The 22,328-nt window shown below is 54.5% G+C and carries 14 protein-coding genes; 8 read left to right on the top strand and 6 right to left on the bottom strand.

Translation table 11 applies throughout. The annotated features are described in order from the left end of the window. Positions 1–157: 157 nt before the first annotated feature. Genes Q8902_08310 through Q8902_08280 form a run of 7 tightly spaced genes read left to right on the top strand, consistent with a single transcriptional unit; the run spans position 158 to position 5,341 of the window. Positions 158–787, top strand: a complete 630-nt coding sequence (locus Q8902_08310) for a 2-oxoacid:acceptor oxidoreductase family protein (protein ID MDP4199558.1) — start codon at positions 158–160, stop codon at positions 785–787. Beyond that, entirely contained in the window at positions 781–1,968 is a 1,188-nt protein-coding gene (locus Q8902_08305) for a transketolase C-terminal domain-containing protein (protein MDP4199557.1), read from the top strand. Before Q8902_08310 ends, Q8902_08305 begins: the two co-directional genes overlap by 7 nt. Next, complete coding sequence (locus Q8902_08300) at positions 1,965–3,026, top strand: thiamine pyrophosphate-dependent enzyme (protein ID MDP4199556.1); 1,062 nt, start codon at positions 1,965–1,967, stop codon at positions 3,024–3,026. The genes Q8902_08305 and Q8902_08300 overlap by 4 nt, the downstream gene beginning before the upstream one ends. Beyond that, positions 3,023–4,681: an NAD(P)-binding protein gene (locus Q8902_08295; protein MDP4199555.1), complete on the top strand. Its 1,659-nt coding sequence runs from the start codon at positions 3,023–3,025 to the stop codon at positions 4,679–4,681. Before Q8902_08300 ends, Q8902_08295 begins: the two co-directional genes overlap by 4 nt. 33 nt (positions 4,682–4,714) lie before the next feature. Beyond that, positions 4,715–5,002, top strand: a complete 288-nt coding sequence (locus Q8902_08290; protein MDP4199554.1) for a type II toxin-antitoxin system HigB family toxin — start codon at positions 4,715–4,717, stop codon at positions 5,000–5,002. Between the two features lie 3 nt (positions 5,003–5,005). Beyond that, positions 5,006–5,227 carry a hypothetical protein gene (locus Q8902_08285; GenBank protein ID MDP4199553.1) on the top strand — a complete coding sequence of 74 codons (222 nt, stop codon included), beginning with the start codon at positions 5,006–5,008 and terminating at the stop codon, positions 5,225–5,227. Positions 5,228–5,230: 3 nt separating this feature from the next. Continuing rightward, positions 5,231–5,341 carry a 4Fe-4S binding protein gene (locus Q8902_08280; GenBank protein MDP4199552.1) on the top strand — a complete coding sequence of 37 codons (111 nt, stop codon included), beginning with the start codon at positions 5,231–5,233 and terminating at the stop codon, positions 5,339–5,341. Positions 5,342–5,362: 21 nt separating this feature from the next. On the opposite strand, the gene Q8902_08275 is transcribed toward Q8902_08280, so the two are convergent. After that, positions 5,363–6,121, bottom strand: coding sequence for a TMEM175 family protein (locus tag Q8902_08275; protein ID MDP4199551.1), 759 nt, complete (start codon positions 6,119–6,121; stop codon positions 5,363–5,365). A gap of 678 nt (positions 6,122–6,799) precedes the next feature. Here Q8902_08275 and Q8902_08270 point away from each other — a divergent pair. Beyond that, a complete protein-coding gene (locus tag Q8902_08270; protein MDP4199550.1) occupies positions 6,800–8,419 on the top strand; it encodes a hypothetical protein in 1,620 nt (539 codons plus the stop codon). A gap of 467 nt (positions 8,420–8,886) precedes the next feature. Here the strand turns inward: Q8902_08270 and acs are convergent, their stop codons facing one another. From acs to Q8902_08245, 5 genes are all read right to left on the bottom strand, one after another. Then, positions 8,887–10,929 (bottom strand): acetate--CoA ligase, encoded by a 2,043-nt coding sequence (acs, locus tag Q8902_08265; GenBank protein ID MDP4199549.1) that lies wholly within the window; start codon positions 10,927–10,929, stop codon positions 8,887–8,889. A gap of 139 nt (positions 10,930–11,068) precedes the next feature. After that, the gene (locus Q8902_08260; protein ID MDP4199548.1) at positions 11,069–13,699 is read right to left on the bottom strand and encodes a T9SS type A sorting domain-containing protein; all 2,631 of its coding nucleotides are present in this window, start codon (positions 13,697–13,699) and stop codon (positions 11,069–11,071) included. Positions 13,700–13,901: 202 nt separating this feature from the next. After that, positions 13,902–15,929: an OmpA family protein gene (locus tag Q8902_08255; protein ID MDP4199547.1), complete on the bottom strand. Its 2,028-nt coding sequence runs from the start codon at positions 15,927–15,929 to the stop codon at positions 13,902–13,904. A 43-nt stretch (positions 15,930–15,972) separates the two neighbouring features. Next, positions 15,973–21,216, bottom strand: a complete 5,244-nt coding sequence (locus Q8902_08250) for a T9SS type A sorting domain-containing protein (protein ID MDP4199546.1) — start codon at positions 21,214–21,216, stop codon at positions 15,973–15,975. A 32-nt stretch (positions 21,217–21,248) separates the two neighbouring features. Next, complete coding sequence (locus Q8902_08245; protein MDP4199545.1) at positions 21,249–22,325, bottom strand: hypothetical protein; 1,077 nt, start codon at positions 22,323–22,325, stop codon at positions 21,249–21,251. Between the last annotated feature and the right edge of the window lie 3 nt (positions 22,326–22,328).

The raw sequence follows: 22,328 nt of genomic DNA, 5'->3' as shown, positions 1-22,328 counted from the left end.
TTTTTGTGCGGAAGATTTGCCGGTTGACCGTTAAGTAGTTTTACGGTCCGAGCGACAGATTATGGGCGTTCGCGAATGGAAATATGGAAAATCGGAGCCTTTTGCGCTGATTGGTCCGCACGAGGTCACTGGCAAGATTCTGGAGCCACACGTGGGTATGTTTGAGATCCGCATTCACGGGCGCGGCGGGCAGGGCGTTGTCACCGCGGCTGAATTGCTATCGATCGCGGCGTTCCGCGAGTCGAAGCACGCGCAGGCCTTCCCGAGCTTTGGCTCCGAACGGACCGGTGCTCCCGTGCTGGCATTTTGCCGCATTGACGACAAACCGATCCGCTCTCGCGAACCAATCGCCCAGCCAGATGCACTGATTATTCAGGACCCCACGTTGCTCCACATGCCGGGCATATTCAACGGCCTTCGCAGCGATGGGTTTGTGTTGATTAATTCGAAGAAGACCCCAACGGAGCTCGGGTTGGCCAGTCTCGAGCATAAACTTCCTGAAGGTCACATGATTACCGTTCCGGCCACGGAGCTGGCGATGAATTACATTGGCCGGCCCATTCCGAACGCGGCACTACTGGGTGCGTTCGCAGCACTCACCGGCGTCGTCAGTATCAATGCTGTCGCCGAGGCGATTCGAGTGAAATTCAAAGGCGATGTCGCCGAAAAGAACATTCTGGCTGCCACGGCTGCCAGCGAAGCAGCCCGGCAAGAACGCGTATTGGAAATTGAAATGCTCGAAGAGGAAAAACTGGAATCCTCAAAGCTCGAGGAGGAGATTTGCTAAAACAGATTGAAGGCTCACGGGCCGTTGCTGAATCCATTGCGTTGTGCCGCCCCAAAGTGGTCTGCGCGTATCCGATCACGCCGCAGACACATATCGTCGAAGGCCTGGGCGAGATGGTGCGCACCGGCGAACTTCCCGATTGCGAATTTATCAATGTCGAGAGCGAGTTCGCGGCGATGAGCGTCGCCATCGGCTCCTCTGCGGCTGGCGTCCGGACCTACACCGCGACATCGAGCCAGGGCTTACTTTTTATGACGGAGGCCGTCTATAATGCAAGCGGTATGGGCCTGCCGATCGTGATGACGCTCGGCACGCGCGCCATCGGCGCGCCGATCAATATTTGGAACGACCACTCGGACGCCATGGCCCTCCGCGATGCCGGATGGATTATGCTTTTCGCTGAGTCGAATCAGGAAGCGCTGGATCTTCACGTGCAGGCATTCCGAATTGCCGAAGAACTTGGCACTCCTGTGATGGTCTGTGTCGATGGGTTTATCCTGACGCATGCCTACGAGCGTTTGGATCTTCCGCCGCTGGAACAAGTCCAGGCATTTGTCGGACCGTTCAAACCAGCTTACGAATTCGATCCGAAGCACCCGATGAGTGCTGGTTCGCTAGTCGGCCCCGAAGCATTCGCGGAGGTGCGTTATCTCGCGCACCGCAAGCAGCTCCAGGCGCTCGAACTCATTCCTCAGATCGCTGTGGAGTTCGAGGCCATGTTCGCGCGCGATTCTGGCGGACTCATTCACTCCTACGGAGTCGAGGGAGCCAGCACAATCGTCGTGGCGATGGGCTCGGTGATCGGCACCATACTCGATGTTTGCGATGAACTGCGCGAGGCGGGACACTCCATCGGGACACTAGCTATCACATCATACAGACCATTTCCGGTCGCGGCAGTGCGCGAGGCTCTCAAACATGCCGAACGCGTGATCGTGATTGAAAAGAGTATCACCGCCGGAATGGGCGGACCACTTACGGCAGACATTCGGCTGGCGCTCGATCGATTGCAGATTCCGCTCCAGAGTGTCATCGCGGGACTTGGAGGCCGGCCGATCACAAAGGACTCGCTGTTGAAGCTCCTCCAGCGTGCGCCACACGATGAGGTACCTGACACTACCTTCCTCGATCTCAATTGGGATATGATTAGAAACGAACTCGAACAACTGGAAGTCTCATGACCGAAGCGCCCCTCGTGGATGACATTCGCACCCGCGAAGACACATCCACACGAGTTAAATTCTATCAGACCGGGACATTCACCGCCGGCAATCGCTTGCTTGGTAGCGATTTGCGGACGGTCCAGTCCTCCCAGGAACGGACGAATGCGATCACGTGCGGCCACCGCGCGTGCCAGGGTTGCGGCGAAGCACTCGGTGCACGCTATGCACTCGACGCCGCGATGCGCGCGACGAACGGCAATGTGATCGCTGTGAATGCGACCGGATGCCTCGAAGTGTTTTCGACGCCGTATCCCGAGACATCGTGGCAGCTTCCGTGGCTGCATTCACTGTTTGGAAATGCTGCGGCAGTTGCTTCGGGTGTCGCAGCAGCACTACGCAGACAAGGTCGCGATAACATTCGCGTCGTCGCGCAAGGCGGCGATGGCGGCACGACCGACATCGGCTTCGGATGCTTAAGCGGCATGTTCGAGCGCAACGACGATGTGCTCTATATCTGCTATGACAATCAGGGTTACATGAATACCGGCGTCCAGCGATCAAGCGCCACGCCCCCAGCCGCTCGGACCGCAACCACACCGGCCATGGGATCAGCGCCGGGCAATCCGTTTGGTATCGGCAAGGATGTGCCGCGCATTGCGATGGCGCACAACATCCCGTATGTCGCGACAGCCAGCGTGGCCGATCTCCACGATCTCGAAGCAAAGGTGACGCGCGCGATGTCCATGCACGGCGCGCGGTACATTCATATCCTCGTGCCATGTCCGCTTGGCTGGGCACACGCAACGCGCGACACCATTCGCGTGGCCAGACTTGCGGTCGAGTCCGGCGTCTTCCCGCTGTTCGAAGCGGAGCATGGCGAAGTCGTTCGCTCGAACGCGATCCGGCGCAGAATTCCAGTCGAAGACTATTTAATGACGCAAGGCAGGTTCGCCCATCTCTTCAAGCCAAAGCGCGATGAAGCGCGCATTGCGGCACTCCAGCAAATTGCCGACAAGAACATCGACCGGTACAACCTGCTTCGTTCATCGTCGACGATGAAGGAGGTTGTAGCGTGAACGAGCACTTTGCGATTTCTCTCCCAGTCGGCTCGAGCCTCGCAAACCATACCGGTGCCTGGCGCACCGAACGGCCAAACTATATCGATCGTCTGCCCCCATGCAATCATGCGTGTCCTGCCGGCGAGAATACGCAGGGCTGGCTCTATCACGCCGAAGAAGGAAATTTCCGCGCGGCGTGGGAAGAGATCATGCGCAACAATCCATTCCCGGCTATCATGGGCCGCGCGTGTTATCATCCGTGCGAGACATCCTGCAATCGCGCCCAGCTCGATGAACCCGTCAGTATTCACGCCGTCGAGCGGTTCTTAGGCGACCGTGCGATCGAAGAAGGATGGAACGTCGAAGCTACCACCAAACCAAATGGCAAGCACGTGCTCGTTGTTGGCGCTGGCCCGAGTGGACTCTCTGCCGCATACCATCTCGCGCGACTTGGGCACGCAGTAACGATCGTCGAAGCTGGTCCTGCTGCTGGTGGCATGATGCGCTTCGGCATACCGGCATACCGGTTGCCACGCAATATCATTGACGCAGAGGTTCAGCGTATTTTGAATTTGGGTGTCACGCTTCGACTCAACGAAAAAGTCGAGGACATTCCGGCTCTGATGCAGCGGGAGAAATTCGATGCATGCTTCGTCGCGATTGGCGCGCATGTGTCAAAGCATGTCGACATACCCTCGCCGGACGCTGGTCGCGTGCTCGACGCGCTCTCGATGCTTCGCTCGCCGGGCGAGGCACAAGTTGGCCGAAAAGTAGTAGTGTATGGCGGTGGCAACACGGCGCTCGATGTTGCACGCACCGCGCGACGCTTAGGAGACGAAGCGATCATCGTGTATCGCCGGACGCGCGAGAAAATGCCCGCGCACGATTTCGAAGTGGAAGAAGCGATCGAAGAAGGCATCCAATTCCGCTGGCTCGAAACGATCAAGCACATGAACGACGAATCGATCACCGTCGAAAAGATGGCGCTCGATGCAGACGGCTACCCGCAACCGACCGGAGAGTTCGAAGTGATCTCTGGCGATATGGTCGTGCTCGCGCTCGGACAGGATGTCGATTCGTCAATTCTCGATAGTATTCCCGGCATCGAACACAACAAAGATGGCGTCGTGAAAGTCGGCGCGAACATGATGACAGGTCACGCCGGTATTTTTGCCGGCGGCGATATGGTCCCCTCTGAACGGACAATTACCGTTGCCGTCGGTCATGGAAAAAAAGCGGCGAGAAATATCGATGCGTACTTGAACGGCGTTGAGTATAAGCCGGCGCAAAAGCACGCGCTCGCGAGTTTCGAGAAGTTGAACACGTGGTACTATTCCGACGCCGAACAGACGGTGCAGCCGGTGCTTGCGATGCTCCGGCGCCGCTCGACATTCGAAGAAGTCGTGAGCGGACTCGACGAACAGACCGCGCTCTTCGAAGCGCGCCGCTGCATGTCCTGCGGCAATTGCTTCGAGTGCGATAATTGCTTCGCCGTCTGCCCGGACAACTCCGTAATCAAACTTCCAAAGAGCATCCCCTCTTCCTTGGCTCAGGGTGAGGGCTTCTCATCAACACCAAAGTTCAAGTTCAACTACGATTACTGCAAAGGCTGCGGCATCTGTGTTGCCGAGTGTCCCGCCGGTGCGATTGAGATGGTGGCGGAGGATATTTAGAGTAATAGACTGCCTCTGACGGCGTGTATAGCCATGCATGTAATCACACGCAAGCGTCTTAACGACTTTGCGCTGGTACACCCGGATGCCAGGGCGCCGCTTGCGGAGTGGTACCGCTCGATGAAACACAATACATTCTCGACATTTTCGGAGTTGCGAACGCAGTTCCCCGCTGCCGATAAGGTCGGAAAACTGACCGTTTTCAACATCGGCGGGAATAGATACCGGCTTGTCGCTGCGGTCCATTACAACCGGAAACGGATTTACATTCGGGCTGTTCTCAAACATGATGCGTACAACTCAGGAAAGTGGAAGGAGTAACTGATGTTCGTCTTAGAACAAATCGAAAGCAACTGGGGGCCGGTATCGAAGTACCTGCGCGTTCCTCATACCGAACATGAATACCACCAGCTTGTCGCGCTCCTGGATGAACTGATTGAAGAAGTCGGAGAAGAAGAGACACATCCCCTGGCTTCCTTGATGGAAGTGATCGGCACACTCATCGAGAAATATGAGGATGAACGTGTGCCAGAGTTGATTTCGTAATCCATTCCCTACGCCCCTTCCTTCAAGTTCAACTACGATTATTGCAGAGGCTGTGGCATCTGTGTTGCCGAGTGTCCCGCCGGTGCGATTGAGATGGTGGCGGAGGATATTTAGAGACTAATCCTGCAAGTCGATTTAATGCTCCCGCTTTCGCGCCACGGGACGAGGCTTCGCCCACGCTTTCGGTGGGATCGCAAATAGTACCGCGAGTGCGAACGTCAAGATCAGCGAAACGTAGGCATTCACGAATGCCAGGAGTAGCAGCGCAAACCGGAAGATCGGCCTCGAACGGTAGGAACGCGTGACGCCGCGCACAACCGATTGCTCCACGGACTCCGAGATCAATCGCCGCTTGTGCGCGGCGTGTTGCCACAATAGAAGAAACGCCAGCGAAATGGCAAAGAATGTGGCAGCGTACAGCACTGCGGCGGTCGTCTCCCCGCTCGATCCGAGATACTCCGCCAAGAGTGCCGTCGGGAATGGGACAAACGTCACCAGCAATAACAACAGCAGGTTAGTATAGAACAGCAAGTTGTCCGACCGTTCGATGTGCTTGAACAAATAGTGATGCGACATCCACAACATCCCGATCGTGGAGAAGCTGGTCAGGTAAGCTGCAAACTTCGGCCACTCGGCCAGCAAGTTGCGAATCAGTTGCCCATTATCAAGAACCCCGCGCGGAACTTCGATTTCCAACACGAGTAATGTCATTGCGATGGTGAATACACCATCCGAGAATGCTTCAACACGGGCGGTATCCCGTACCATGATTGTGTGAATGAGGTGAGATGTCTGCGTGCGAACGCCGACCGCGATCACACGTCTGACCGAGACCCGCACCTTCAGTCGGGGGGAGAGGAAAGCCGATTGCTGAGGCGCAGAATCCTGTGCCACCAAAACACCCGCTCCAGGAAAAACGTTAATTAGTCCCAGAAGGGAATCCTACGCGCGAAAACCGCGTGCGATCCGGCGAGTCACAGAGTGTTAAATATTTCAGAGGCTGCGACATCTGCGTCGGCGAGCGCCCGCCGGCGCAATCGAGATGGTGGCGGAGGATATTTAGGAGTAGCCCGTCATTACGAGACAGGCGGAGCATGACGAAGCAATTCCGCACTCGCTAGCTTTAAGTCTGATTCAGTTATTGGGATCCTAAGTATCGGGTATACGTATCTTCGAGAGAATCCTGACAATTGTTGGCGTAATCCCGCTTCTGTTTTGTCGAGTGTGCCTCTTCACCTTTGTCATCAGCGTTGACGCCCGAACATCGCAAGTTCTGGAAGGATCATTTCGAAAAACTTTCTTTCTATGTCCCTTTGAGCGAAATGACCCGCAGCCATCTCATATTTGATACCAGTTGAGTTTGCTCCATGTACCACTGTCTTACAACACCTTAGGTCACTTTTCGCGCCCTCACTTGCTGTTGGCATTTAAATACTGTATCTTCGTGAGATGATACGATCGTAAAACCATGGTCATTCTACTCGTTCTCACTTTCTGCCGCGCGTGGCCTCAATGATGGCCCATGCAGACAGATCCTCTCGTATTGTAATTCGTCCATTGGTCAACAACACAATGCCTACAACCAACCTAATCTCGTTGAACCGGCTGAAATCGGAATTTCACGATTGGAGTATCTCGGCTCTAATCGTTGCCCCGTTCGCATGGGTGTATGTCACACACTTTCTCTTCTCGCATGGTCAGGGTACGGGGTTTTTCGATTATGATATGCCCTATTACTCTGCGCTGGGTCGCGCCATCTTCTCGCGCGGCAATGGCATTCTCTATCCGAATCCCTATGACTTGAACGCACCGTCCATTTACTTCCAATGGTTTCCGTGGCTTCTCGGCGTCGGCACGGTGCTGCTCCACGCCGATTCCGGGTACTTATTCGATGCGCTCGGGCTCATCTTTTCAGTCGCGCTGGCACGCACAACGCTCGCGCTCATTCGGTCCTGCGTCACTATCGGCATGGACAGGAAGCATGAGATATTCTACCTGGCGCTAGCCTTTTGGGGCGGCGGACTTCTCTGCGCCGCCGGGATTGCAAACGGGTTCATCGATCGAGGCTGGCAGTTCCTGCAGTTGAATCACACCAATGCCCTCGCGATCCTCCAGTTCGATCCGGATCATGGTCTCTGGTTTCTCAATTGGGGTCGCAACACTTTCTTCACAACGGAAGCTCTATACCATCTCCTGGTCGCCATGGTTTGGCTTGGTGTTCTGCGGGATCGCTGGCGATGGGCTGCCGTCGGTCTCCTTCTGCTGGCCGCAACCCATCCGTGGACAGGGCTCGAAATGATCGCGATTATGCTCGCATATTTGGTGTGGACATATATCGCTGGACGTGCACGGCCACCGCTCTGGTTTCAAACGGTGACGGTGCTCTGCACGGCTGCGTTCATCTGGTACTATGGAGTGTACCTGAACCAGTTCGACAGTCATCGGCGAATTGTGTCATTGTGGAAGTCGGAGGTGTGGACTGTCTCCGATCTCTCATTTGTACTTAGTATTGCCTCGCTCCTGCCGCTCATTATCTATCGCATTGTCCTGCGTCCACCATTGAGGCGGGGCGACGAATTCCTGGCGGTCTGCTTTCTGATCTCTACAGTCCTTAGCATTCACCAGCATTGGATGACACCTATACAGCCGATCCACTTTCACCATGGCTATCCATGGTTCTCTCTGTTTCTCTTTGCTCTTCCGGCGATCGCAAAGCTAACGAATACAATAGCGATCAAAAGGCGGTCTCTTGGGGTCTGGGCAGTGTCAGTCATGATGCTATTCTTTATGTTCTCTGACAATGTTATTTTTGTCATCTCGCGAACCGCGGAGTCGATGAACATCATGCACACAATCCGCCTGAGTCCACCCGAGCGGCAACTCTTCCGCTGGCTGGCACAGAGCCGCGCACATGGACTGTTCCTGGCACGCGACGGTCAACTCTCGTATCTTTCATCTGCCTATACCAATGTGACTCCGTATCTCGGACAAAGCTACCTGACTCCAACCTATGAACGTCGAGTTGATACGACGACGAGGTTCTACTCGATGTCGTCTTCGGATCTTCCATTTCAACTCTCATATCTGCTGGTGGCCCCGTCCGATTCCGTTTGCGCTCCACAAGGGTGGAGCATCTGCTATGACCGTCAAGGCTATCGACTGTATCGTGTAGCAACTGGAGCTCCTCGATAGACAAGGTTCAGACGTGCCTTCTCCCTGCTGTCACGGCGTGACGTTTGAACCCGTCACGACGGGGCAGGCTTGGATTGATGCGACGCATTGGATGACTGGGAGAAGTGGTGATCTGCCGTGGCGAACATCACGTTCTTTCCACAATTTCAAAAATTCATCCAAAAATTGCGATGCCGAGGGTTTCGAACCTTGTTATATAGGGTGAAGGGCTCCCTCTTTCAATTACGAATTACGAATGAAGAATTACGAATTGGATGCAGAATAGGCATAGTGGCAACGGGCAAACTCTTGGTTGGCCAAGGGACACCGTGATTCATGAAAAATAATCGAAAACGTAATATAAAATTATTTGATGTGGCTATGCGGCAAACCTATCCAGGGGGTTGCGCTTCACACTGGGCTAAGTCCTTTCGCCCCTCCAAGGCTAAAATCATTCGTAATTCGTCGTAATTCGTCGTAATTCGTAATTACTCCTCCTCCCCCGCCCGGAGCCGTTCGAGTACGGAGAAATCCTCCAGCGTGGTCGTATCGCCGGCAACGGAGCCGGTGGATGCGAGTTCGCGGAGCAGTCGGCGCATGATCTTGCCCGAACGGGTTTTCGGAAGCGCGTCCGAGAACCGAATCTCGTCCGGCTTTGCGATGGGACCGATCATTTCGGAGACATGCTGGCGCAGCCGCTCCTTGAGTGCTTCGTCCGGCTTCCAGCCTTGCTTGAGCGTTACGAACGCGACGAGCGCGGAGCCTTTGATCTCGTCGGGACGACCAACAACGGCGGCCTCGGCAACAGCTTCGCTGCCGACAAGCGCGCTCTCGACTTCCATCGTGCCTAAGCGATGTCCGGCAACATTGATGACATCATCGACGCGGCCCATGATCCAGAAATATCCGTTCTTATCGCGGCGCGCGCCATCACCAGTGAAGTAGATGCCGGGATACTCGCTGAAGTACTGCTTTTGGAATCGCTCCGGATCTTTGTAGATGCCACGCAACATGGAAGGCCACGGCTTCTTGATAATCAGATATCCACCCTCGTTCGGCTTGCAGGGCGAGCCATCTTTGTGGACGACCTCCGGCTCGATGCCGAAGAATGGCAGCGTAGCCGATCCGGGTGTCGTTGGCACCGCACCGGGCAGCGGCGAGATCATGATCGCGCCGGTCTCGGTCTGCCACCAGGTATCGACGATGGGGCACTTGCCTTTGCCGATCACCTTATGGTACCACATCCACGCTTCGGGATTGATCGGCTCCCCGACCGTGCCGAGCAATCGCAGCGAGGAGAGATCGTGCTTATTGGGATGCTCGTCGCCGGCACGAATAAATGCGCGAATGGCGGTCGGCGCAGTGTAAAAGACGTTGACGCCGTGCCGCTCGATAATATCCCAGAACCGATCCGGCGCGGGATACGTCGGGGCGCCTTCGTACATCACGACCGTCGCGCCATTCGAAAGCGGACCATAGATGATGTAGCTGTGACCAGTGACCCAGCCGACATCGGCGGTACACCAGAAGACATCTTCATCGCGCAGATCGAAAATGTATTTCGTCGTAAGGTACGTACCGAGCAAGTACCCGGCAGTCGTATGGACGATGCCTTTGGGCTTACCGGTCGTGCCGGAAGTATAAAGAATGTAAAGCGGATGTTCGCTATCAACTGGCACCGCAGGACAATTGGCACTGGCCTCGGCCATCATGTCGTGCCACCAGACATCACGCCCGGCGATCATGTCAATCGCGCTTCCGGTCCGCTTCACGACCAGCACTTTCTCGACCGAGGGACAGCCCCCAAGGGTCTGTTCCTTCCCGTCGATCTTGATAGCCTCCAATCGGAGCGCGTGATCGACATTCTGTTTGAGTTCGACGATTTGGCCTCGACGATATGCACCATCCGACGTTACGATGAGCTTTGCATTCATGTCATTGACGCGGTCGCGAATCGCCTCCGACGAAAAGCCGCCGAAAATCACAGAATGCGTCGCGCCAATTCGCGCGCAGGCCAGCACGGCAATCGCAAGCTCGGGAGTCATGCCCATGTAAAGCGCAACGCGATCGCCCTTTGCGATGCCAAGCGACTTCAGCACGTTGGCGCACTTCGAGACTTCGCGATGCAACTGCTGATACGTGAGCGTGCGCTGCTCAAAGCCTCCGCCCACGCTCGGCTCACCCTCCCAAATCAGTGCCGCCTTGTTCTTGCGCGGAGTAGTGAGATGCCGGTCGATGCAATTATAGCTTGCATTGAGCTTGCCACCGACGAACCACTTCGCATTCGGTGCTCGCCACTCAAGAACCTTGCGCCACTTTTTGAACCACGTCAACTCTTCCGCTTGCTTCGCGAAGAACTTCTCGGGATCTTTGATGCTGGCGCGATAGAGCTTCTCGTATTGCGCTATCGAGCCGATGCGCGCCTGCTCGGCGAACGTCTTACTCGGCTTGAAGAGACGCTTTTCTCCGAGCGTGGATTCAATGGAGCGGGTATCGGATGCGGAGCGCTGTTTCGTTGATGACTTGGACATGATGCAAAACTACGACGGAAATGGCATTGCAGGCAAAGGCCCGGATAGATCAGGCCCCACAACGGATTCGTACAAAAACGCACAAGCCCTATCCACGGATGGACGGGGCTTGTGTAACTTCCCGAATTTGGCTTGAATCCTATTCCTTCACGATGCTGCATGTCATGCTGCCAACTCGGATGATGTACGTGCCGGCCGGCAATGTGCTGGCATCAAAAGTTGTACTGCCCTGCACCGAGAACCGCGCAACCTCGCGCCCGAGGAGATCGCGTACTTCCGCCGTCTGCGCAAGCCCCGAAGCAGAGCCCACGTCGATTCGGAAGACATCCGTTGAAGGATTGGGATAAACGCGCAAGTTAGCCGACTGAGCAGAAAGGTCATTCACGCCTTGATGCTCAACGGCCTTCGCGGCCAGCGTGAGTGTATCGCGTGTTTTGTTGCCGGCAATATCGACAGTACTCATGATCAACTGCGCGGCCATCGATGTATCGATCTGATGCACCGTAAAGCTGAACGATTTCAAGCCATGCACGAGTGCGCGAGTCGGCTTGACGTCAAACGATAGGTTCGTCGCAGAAGTCCGAATGCTATCGAGCCCACGGTCCCATGATAAGCTGTCGATGGCGGTGATGCTAATCATCGTATCGGTCTGTGCAAATGGCAGCCACGTCACCGCCGGCGCTCGAGTATCCGGGATTGTGCAATAGGTGATGGTGTCGAGTACCGGAATGCCAAGTGTATCCAAGAGGCGAACAACGATTCTGCCATTCTGCATGGAATCGATGACTTGAACAGAAAATGGGACTGTGTCCATGGAAGCATGCGCCGGAGTCGCCAATGTCATATTCGTAGCGCTGACCTGAGTAATACTTCGGAAGCCTACGGGCGCTGCGCTGGTGTCAATTGCTAGGAGGCTGGTCAGATGCGCATTGCACTCGCTGCCATCGAAGCTGCCAACTTGCTGTTGGACGTTAAAGATTGCATGTGCATGCGGAAGCTCCAAGCTTCCGTTACTGAGAATCAGTTGTGCATAGATGCTCGGATCCCCGCTACCTTTTCGGAAATCCGTCCACACGGCGATCGCTCCGCCAGTCCGAGGGGCAAGTGCGACCTGCCTAGCAGACCAATTCCCATGACAAATCGGAATTCCGTATGTGCTATTCGTCTTCCAGGTCGGCAAATGACGGTAACCCCACTTATCGATCACTTGCGCGTATATGCATGTGTCAGGATTCCCACCGTTTCGCGCGTCATTCCATACAGCCAGCAGAAGGCCGGTGTCCACTTTGACGGCTCTCAAGCCGATCTGTCCTAATGGCTGAGAAGCGATTTTATACCATGAACCTGGCGCCGGCAATATGCTCGATCCATCCCCACGGAGTCTTGTCATCCCGATGTCCCAATCGCTCGGCCCAGATCCAAGGGATCCAGTTCGGTACCCGACCATCAGGCCGCGAGTCTTCTTTCCACCAAACGCCGTCCAATCGGAGTCATCGGAAAATACCTGAGGATTCATCTGGTTCAGGAGGGCATCACCGGTAATTTGAACCGCACCACCGAAGGTAAATGATGTATCGGCAGGAGTTGCGCAATTCATTCGTGCTCCATACACATCTTGTGTATCAGCACTGTTGGTATTGGTGACTTCCCATACCAGCATCAGTTGGCCATTGGCCGTATCCCGTTTGATGTTGACATGCGATGCGTTTTGAGTCGTCACAGGAGCTTTATAGATCTGATAGCCCATCGGAGTTGTCCAGCGTGTGGTGCAAGTCGAGTCGAAATGCATACCACGAATCGAGATCGGAGCCGATGCGCCAGACTGCCACACTACATAACAGCCACCAAAGCCATCGCTGCAGATTGAAGGCTGAAGTTGCTTGCTTCCGGACGTATCCACTGGAATACCTTGGAGCCCGATGATATAGTATGAGAGATTATCGGCCAACGATGGATAGGTGTTGAGATCGAGCGTCGTATCGTCGATAACTGATGCGATTGGAAACCGGCCTTTTCCGACGATATTAATTTGAAGACTCGTAAGAATACCTTGCCCCTTACTTTTGAAGTGAGCATTGCCATCGAAGAACCGTATGGACGTTGAAGGCCATGGCAGTTTGCGCACCGACCCAGTATGGGACAAGGTGCTGGAGGAATCAGTGTACTTGACCGAATTCGGCCAAAGTCGATTGATAAATATGTCTGGCTGGGAGCCGGCATTCAGCGATCGGTTCTCTTCCCAAACAACGAAAGCATTACCCTTCCCATCATCAGTAATCGCCGGATTCTGCCGGCCATTCGGTCCAAGTCCCACTGGAAGGCCACTATCCGGATAGGCAAGGGCACCATTGGCCAAAACATGCTGGGCGTAGATGCAATTGCCGTAAGACGGATTTCGGCTATCGAGCCATGCCACGTAAGCTCCACCATTATTATCAGTCGTGATGATCGGGAATCGCTGGTTTGCATTGCCTCTGGCAAGCGCAATGCCCTGGCGGGGCCACATCGGAAAGCCGTATCTGTCAAGCCGCTGTCCGTATATTAGGAAGCTCCCGCTGGCCCGGGCATCTTCCCAGACGATGATTGCGCCATCGGCACCGTCAGATATCACGGCTGGATAGTCTTGTTGGCCGACCGTATCGCAGACCATGGTATTACGTGTCGAATCGCCAAACCAGTTGGTCTGAGAAATGGTGGTGCGAGGAACAGCAAAGAAGCACAGAATGGCTAAAATCGAGGCAAAACGCGCCTTAGGTTGTGAGGACCTCATAGTCGGTTCAAGTGCAAGATAATGTGGATACAGAAAAGTACAAAGCGTTCGGCCCAACGAAAATCATTCCATTTGACAGAACAGCCATGGGAAGCCGCGGGGTTACCCACTAAAACCCCGTGCATCCACGATCATAACGATGAATTCTGACGAATCGCATGGCTACTTTCGCCGCGCTCGTAATTAACGATCCCAGTATCGTTCATTGTCTCACTGGGGTTGTCACGATAACTGATACAGTACGCGAATAGAAACGGCCTTCTGGCAATGTGTTATCATAGAGCAAAACAGACCGGCCCAAGCCCTGCACATTAGTGGCCCTGACTCCAATTGTCTGCTCTGTCGTACGAGCCCGAAGTTCCGAAAGTTGCCGATTGTACTCATCCGACCCGATTCGATCGGTATAGCCAAAAATATTCGTTCGGGAATCCTGCGCAATTCTGCTCTTCACAAAATCGGCAATTCTGCGATTGCTCGCGCTCAATTCGCTTCGATCGAAATCGAAAAGGATTAGACTATACCGCGAGATGATGGTGTCCGTGGACCCTTCTTGATGCTTATCGGGCAGCGTATAGTGATGCACCGGAATCGGAACATCATTCGACTCGGCCTCCTGATCATGCTGGTTGGTCGCTTCGAGCACTGCGTGGATCGTATCGAGCTTGGCGAGCAGGGATTCAGGTTCCTTCCGCAGATCCCAGTCGAGATGCGTCGGAAGCGCTCCCTTGCCGGTGAAGTCCTTTAGCTTCCGATTGCTTTCGCCTGCTGCGATCTCCCATTCGGTCACCTCGCTCGAACTTTTGCTCGACGGCAAGAAACGGAGTATCTCTGGTTTCGGAATGTGCGCCGTGTCTCGCGTCAGGATGGGCTCCACGACGGGCCACAAATCTGAATATATTTCCACGCGGCGATTTTCTTCCGCCCCATCCGAATCATCGATAGGCGAGGGCCTCTGCGGCAATTCGCGCGACTCGATTTTCATTCGTCCGGCTTCGATACCCCATACATCATGTAGATAGCCGGAGACTGCTGTTGCTCGTGTTCGAGAGAGAGCTTTACCTCCCGGCTCGACGCCATCACTGCAACCCACGATGGTGATTTTCCCGTTGGGAATCTCCCGCAGCCGCTCGCCTATTACATTCAATAATTCATAGTAAAGCTGCAACGTCGGGTAATTATTGAACGAGTGAAAATCATAGGTTTTTAATTGCTGTGAGGTCATTGCATGGTAGCGCCCTGGAATCACAGCCGATCCCTTGTCAAAGAAGACGTAATTAAGCAAGGGGCGATATTGAATTCGGACGTAGTCCTCCACCACCAGCCGTTTCATCGGCCGAACTGCTACGGATGATGAGCCATCCACAGAGGCTGAGTCAATCGTCGTAGCCGAGAGTCCAACTGTGAAGACCGGCGGAGCGACCAATGGTAAAACCGGCGGAGGTGGGCTTGGAATCGCCGCAGGTTGCGGCGTTGGCGGGAGCTGCGGTGGTTCCGATCTCAAATGATATTCAACGAGAAGTCCTATGGCGACAGAATTGGCTCGCCAGTTCATACCACTAACAAGCGGTGTTAGTCCCCATGAATAGAACGCTTCAGGAAACGCCAAAAGCGTCTGGGACGAGTTCAATGGAAGCTGATATTGGGCACCAAAGTTAAGACCGAAATAGAATTTGGAAGCATGCGGGGTGACACCAGAATAGACATTACGAGTGCGCAGACCATTCTCGAATGTGCCGACAGTTACCGGTTGGATGAGAGTCTCGCGCTCGCTAAAGTTATTGAATGCAATATATCCGAGCGTCGGCCCTGCAAGAATTCGGGCATTCGAGAATAATGAATAGCCTGCCATGGGCATGAGCGCGATCATTCCCGCTGTGGCGTCGACTGTATGCTCGAATGTCGCTGGAACCGCATTACCTCCGACAAGTACGGTCGTCGTTTCGTCTGCTTTGAGCGTGCCGTTGAGTGGAACATAGCCAAGACGAGCCTCAAAAGAGAGCGGCAATGTGAAAGACAATTTGTACGATACGCCGAAGCTCAGAGCCGATCCCGTTCCGCTTTCAAATCGTGGGCAGCAACTCGGAACACCCGGAAGTGTTTGGAAATTAGCGGAGTGGATATTCACTCCATCATGGACGAATGCACCGAACTGTGCATCTTCACTTGGGATGCGTCCAAGGTTTTGGGCCTCCAATCGCGATAGGGGAAGCAATAAAAAGATTGCGAGCAAACTTTCTATTGCTACACAGCAGCACGCCGACCCCTGCGGAGATCTAATGGTATACCTCCATTCTCGTACTGAATATCTGGCTCGGAGTCCGAAGAACGATGGTATATACGCCGGTTGGTAATTCTGTGGCGTTCACACTGGCGTGATACGATCCAGGTTCGGCATTGCCACTTACGACAACGGCCGCAGTGCGACCGAGCATATCGAGCACTCGGACCGAAGTCTCGCCAGGCTCGGCAAGCGAATAATCCAATGATCCTGCATCGTGGACAGGATTTGGGACGATTGAATGAAGAAGGACATGCCCGCTCTCGCTAAAGTAACGGTTTCCACCGGCGGGGCAGATCCCGAGTAGCATGAAGCGGCCCGTGTCAATGGTCGTCGATATGGATTTCCCTCCACTCCAAACGATCGTATCGATATAGATCGGCGTCTCGGAGGTATCACCAAGTGCAGCAATAAATTCGATCTTATCCACGGGCGTGGACGAAAGTTGGTTCGTGAGTGTGCCGTGTCTTGTCACGCTTCGATCTCGTCCGCTCACAGTTGATGGGGCACTCAAGTCGGCAAGTCCCAGCAGTGATTTGTTAAACCGAATCGTATAGGAAAAATCAATCGACGCCGGGAGCCCTTGTGAGGTAACCACTCGAAGTGGAAGCGAGACATGATCGCCAGGAAATGCTTGAATTGATCCAAGAGATAGCTCCACATGTGGCTGCGCCGAATTCGGCTCGTATGCTAACGGATCAGATGAACTGGAGCATCCATGTGTATCGATAATGGAAACAACGTATGATCCGGCGGAGTCGGCCATGATTGTTTGCGCGGTGTCTTGCGGAATCACGGCTCCATCGCGCATCCATGAGTAGCGGGATGCGGCGCTTGCAGTAAGCTGCTGACCCATCACCGAGATCATCGGCTTCGGCGGTGAGGGATATACCGTAACCGACATGGCCTTCGAATTCCCCGAGCAACCGCTCGCAGCCGACACAGTGACTCTGTATGTTCCACTCTGCGCTGTCGTTAGGGTCTCCAAAGAATCCTCCAAAAGAGGAATCCCGTTCTCCGACCACTGATAACTCAAATAGCCACTTCCGGCATCGAGCGTAACGCTATCACCTTCGCAAATTTCGAGTGGACCGTTTGCCAGCACCGTGGGTGAAAGTTGCGAGTCGATCGTGACCGGAATCTGAGTCAAGCCGAGGCAGCCATCCCTCGAAGTTGAAAAAACAGTGAGCGTTCCTGTTGCCGGACCATTCCAGTGCACCGCAATGGAATCAGTTCCTTGGCCGGCTATTACTGTACCGAGCGAAGATGGACTCAGTTGCCATTGCACACCGTCGCTTGCGGCGCCTGAGCCTTGCAGGATTCTGTAATTGGATATCGATCCGACGCAGATAGATGATGGTCCGGAAAGAACTGGCTTCGGCACAGGATTTACCGTGATGGCAACCGGCTGAGTTGCCACCGAACAGCCTGCCGAGTTAGTCGCTGTAACGGATGCGACGCACGATGACTTTACGACAAGTGATCGTGTCGTGTCGGACATAGGTTGGCCGTCCTTCGTCCAAACGTAACTAAATCCAGGTGTAGCCGAAAGCACGACGCTATCGCCTTCGCAAAATGTGGTCGGACCGGCTGACGTTAGCGACACATTCGGTTTTGGAATCACAGAGAATGTCAGCGGTTGGCTCGTGCCTTCGCAACCTTGAGAATTGGCAGTTGTGACATAATACGAGCCTGCCTGCGAAACATAAATAGATGGTGTGATTGCCCCGGTGGACCAATGATAGTTTGAAAAACTGCCATTGACTCCCAGTTCGATACTGTCCCCTTCGCAAATCATGGTGGCAGGTGCAGTCAGGACTGGACGGGGAATGCTATCAGGCAGCACTGTGACGTGGACGGCCTTAGAGGTGCCTTCACATCCACTGCTGCTCGTAACGTGAACAAAATAGTCGCCACTCTTCGTCACCGAGATCGAAGGTGTGTTGTCACCGCTGGACCAGGCATAACTGGCATATCCAGAGGCGACGGTAAGCTTCGTGGTATCTCCAGTACAAATCGTGAGCGGCCCGGACGCCGCAATCGCAGGAAGGAGTGAATCTGAAACGGTGACTAAGATGCTATCTATTACTATGCATCCAGCCTTTGAAGTCACCCGCGCGGTGTAGAGCGTGCTCGCTGAAGGTGATGCCACAGGCTGCAATATCGTTGGATCGCTGAGCCCGGAGGCCGGGCTCCACTGTATGGACTTCGGTGCATCGCCTGAAAGCTTCGCACCGATCTGAATAGACGAACCCGGACAAATCGAAACGGCCGGACCAAGGGAAAGTATGGGTGGCGCAATGACCGTGATCAACACAGAGTCCTGCGCGATGCAGCCGCTAATGTCCGTCACAGTGACGAAATATTTGGTCGAGCTTGCGGGCGCGGCGAGTACCGTACTGGAATCGTTGCGCTTGAGATCCGTGCCGGCCCAGGAGTATCGGAACGGTCCCATGCCACCACTGGTCGTCGCATGCAACTTCAGCATCGAACCTTGACAGACAGTCTGATTGCCTCCAGCGCTTACCGTTGCGAGGGGGTTAACGATCGCAGTCACTTTGCCGGTGGTCACGCATCCATTGCTATCGGTGACTGAGAGCGTGTAGGTCGTCGTCATAGTAGGCGAAGCCATGGGCTGAGCAGAATCGGGATGATCGAGACCAATGGCCGGACTCCATGAATAACTCACCGGCCCGCTCACGATAATGGTGTCCAGAAGCTGGACAGACGTGCCCAGACACAAAGCTGGTACGACACCGATCTTAATCTTCGCTCCACCAATCACGATCCGCACTGGCCATGATGCGGCTTCGCACACATTTGCGTCTGCCGGAGTACCGTGGACCGTATAAAGATATGTGCCGCTGGTAAGGGATAGTGGTGTCGTATAGGTGCTCGACGTCGCGCCGGGAATTGGCGTACCGTTCAGGTTCCATTGATAAGACGACAATCCAGCGCTAGCTCGCAACGTGACGGCCGTGCCTGGACACACATTCGCCGATGGTGAGGCCGTCACCGGAATCTCCAACGTGTCACAAAACCGGGCAACAAAGATGTCTTCGCCGCCGGCTGGGGTTGCCTCCCAAACTCCTGGCGTAGCATAGACTCCTGACAATGTCGACGTGCCACCAACAATTGCCGCATGATTGTTGCGGTCAATGGCAATGGCGACCGCTCTTCCGCTATCGCCATAGTAGGTACCCCAATGAAGCTGTCCAGTACTGTCGAACTTTGCGAGAAAGGGCGTCTGCGCTCCGTGAAGATGCGTTGTCTGATATTCACCGCGGCTCGCAATGCCGGTGTCGCTGGTCGTGTAGCCGCAAACGACTACATTCTCATTGGTGTCAGCGGCTATGCCAAGGATTTCAGTGGTATCGGCGCCTCCATAATACGTGCACCAAAGACGGTGCCCAGCCGAATCGAAGCGGACGATCGCACCATCAATAATTCCATGGGGCTTCGTTTGATAAGCACCGGGCGTTGCCAACGTCGAATCTATGACTGGGCCACCGATATAGAGATTGCCCGACCGACTCGCGGCAATCGCAATCGGCCATGACCAAATAGGAAAATAGGTTGACCAATCGAGCCTTCCATTTGGAGAAAACTTCCCGTAGAGCATCCCATTGTTTGCGGTATCAAAAGCACCCGCAGTCGCGAGGCCATAACTCGCCGTGTACATTCCAAAGTAAATGTTGTTCTCTTTATCACAACTCACATTGGTCCACCAATCTGTGCTCGATCCTCCGAGAAAGGTTGACCAAAGGATAGTGCCGGCCGGAGTAAACTTCGCAAAGAATCCGTCATACGCGCCAGCATTGGTTGTTTGGTAGGCTCCGGGCGTGGCAATGCCAGACGTCGAGTAAGTAAAGCCGGTCAGAAGGATATTATTGGCGCTGTCCACGGCGACTCCCGCTCCATATTCGAATATGTTCCCGCCAAAATATGTCCCCCATCGGCGCATTCCATTACTGTCGAATGTAACGAGGAATAACGACACACTGGAGTTTGGCATTGCCGAGCGATAGGCTCCGGGAGTTGCTATGCCTGAGGTGCTTTCGGTATAGCCAGCGGCAACGATTCCACATGCTGTATCGCAAGCCAGCGCATTTAGTAAGTCCCAATAATTGCCACTGTAATAGGTAGCCCACCTCATCGTGCCGCTTGGCGAAAAACTCGCAACATAACCGGACTGGTACCCATTCGTCGCGTGGACCTGGTAGGCGCCGCTGGTAGCGATCCCCATGGTGCTCTCGGTGTAGCCCACAATATTGACATTGTTGCGCCTATCGACACCGATTGCCTCCGCGAGATCGTAGCTTGGCCCTCCAAAATACGATCCCCACAATCGTGGAGGATCGATCGTCAAATCGCGAGAATGGTCATATCGACCAACAGTAAAGCGGAGCGTATTGCCATGCAATGCGAAGTGCGAGACAATGGCATGTATCCGCGACCCGCCAGTTGATTGGAGCGAGTATGGGCGCTCCTCGATCATTTCGCCGTATGGTGTAACGAAGCGCAGCCATCCATTCTGGCCAAGCACGAGAGAATCCGCATGGTCATATCGAAGTTGAATCTGTCTCGGATCCCCGCCGGGATGAACGATGAAGTCATACTCCATGCCATGATCTGAACCGGGAATTATGAGATGATCGTGATTCGCGGGTTGGCTTCTGTCTGCATTTCTGCCCCCCGCATACAGCACCAAATCGATGTGCGGATAGAGATCGCGGAAGATAAGTGTCTGATACGCCGGTACGCGGGTAATCCCATCTGGACATTGCGGGAGATAGTAGTTGTAATAGGTTGACGAGGCATTGCTCGTCTCGATACGGGGATTCGGATTTGCGCCGACAAACGCAACATCGACACGATACAGCAATACCGAGTCGGCATGCATCAGCGAGTCCATCACGTGCGGGTCTTTCGGTTGGGGCATCGGTCCATGACTCGGATACTTACCGAAGACATAGTGAAAGCCATTCTTCGTGACGTAGAATTTCACACCACGCGCATCGAGCGAATAGATCACTTCCGGCATTGGCTTACGAAATTGATCGGCAAGCTGGCCACGATTTGGGATGAACGCGATGGAAGAATTGTCAGGTGAACGAGGGGAGCGCTTCGATAGTATTGAAATGGGAACCTGGGCATGAACGGTGAGTGCGAGCACGATCAAGACCAGCAGAATCGCAATCGTGCACAGTAATGCAACGCCGATTAGTCTGGAATTCATCGGGCTCTCTGCATGCGGTTGAATAGAAACGATCATTTGATCAGCTTCCAGGTTGCGCCGGCATCTTGAGTCATGAGGGATATGCCACCTTCTCCGTGGACTTCGCCAATAGAGCCATTTTCGAACCGCATTCGAAAGAGATTTGCTGTCGTTCCAGTCTTGAGCAATGTCCAGGCAGCGCCTCCATTGGTACTCCGCAGGAGTGTGCCCTTCTCGCCGCAGGCATAGAGTGTGTCGCGAGTGACATAGCGGACCGTCGCCAGATTAGCGGTCGTCATGCTCGGAATTGTCTTCCATTCTCGTCCCTCATCAGATGTCAGCAAAATCGTCCCGTGGGCACCAACTGCAACCCCGGCAGCAAGGTCAATGAAATGCACGCCGCTCAAATCGGCTTGCGTCATGCTTGTCTGAAGCACCCAGGTCTTTCCTCCGTTTTCGGAACAAAAAATCTTCCCGGCATCGGCGACGCCGATGATCTTCTCCGGAGTCAGATATGAGACGGAAGAGAACTTACCCGGGTCTACGTAGGATGTGACCGGCTCGTTCGGTATCTCTGGCCCACGAGGAGCAAGTCGCCCGAGAGAGGGATCCTCCTGCACCTTTGCATTGCTTGTCGATCGCGGTTCGGCAGCGATTGCAGATGTTTTGCTCGCCCCCTGTACCTGCGACTGTGAACCGTTCTCTATGGGAGGTGACGGTTGCATTGCTTGCGCAGGCGTTACCGACTGCATGGGCGATGGAATCGATTGGGCAGGTTGGCCTTCCGATTTGAAGGCTATGCTCGTAAACGCCAGATACGCGCCGGCGCCGAGCACGAGAAGTCCAACACCAGCCATGGCAGGAAGCGGGAGACCAAATAGGCGCATAGCCCCGAGGTGCATTATGCCAGATGTTTGATTAAATCCCAGGCGCGAAAAAATAGCTGAGCGCGCCGCAGGGGGCACAGTCAAGGATGGAAGGTCGCGCTGCGCTGCCTCGTGGATCTTGAGTTGCAGTTGAAGCTCCTCACGCCACTCGGGATGGTCGGCCAGACCTGTGAAGAGCTGCTCTTCCTGATCGTGGGTCGCGTCACCGGCAAGATAATGGTGGATGATTTCTGGATAGTTCATGCG

The organism is Bacteroidota bacterium (assembly GCA_030706745.1).
Classification (GTDB): domain Bacteria; phylum Bacteroidota; class Ignavibacteria; order Palsa-1295; family Palsa-1295; genus PALSA-1295.
This window is presented reverse-complemented; position numbering and strand designations above follow the sequence as displayed.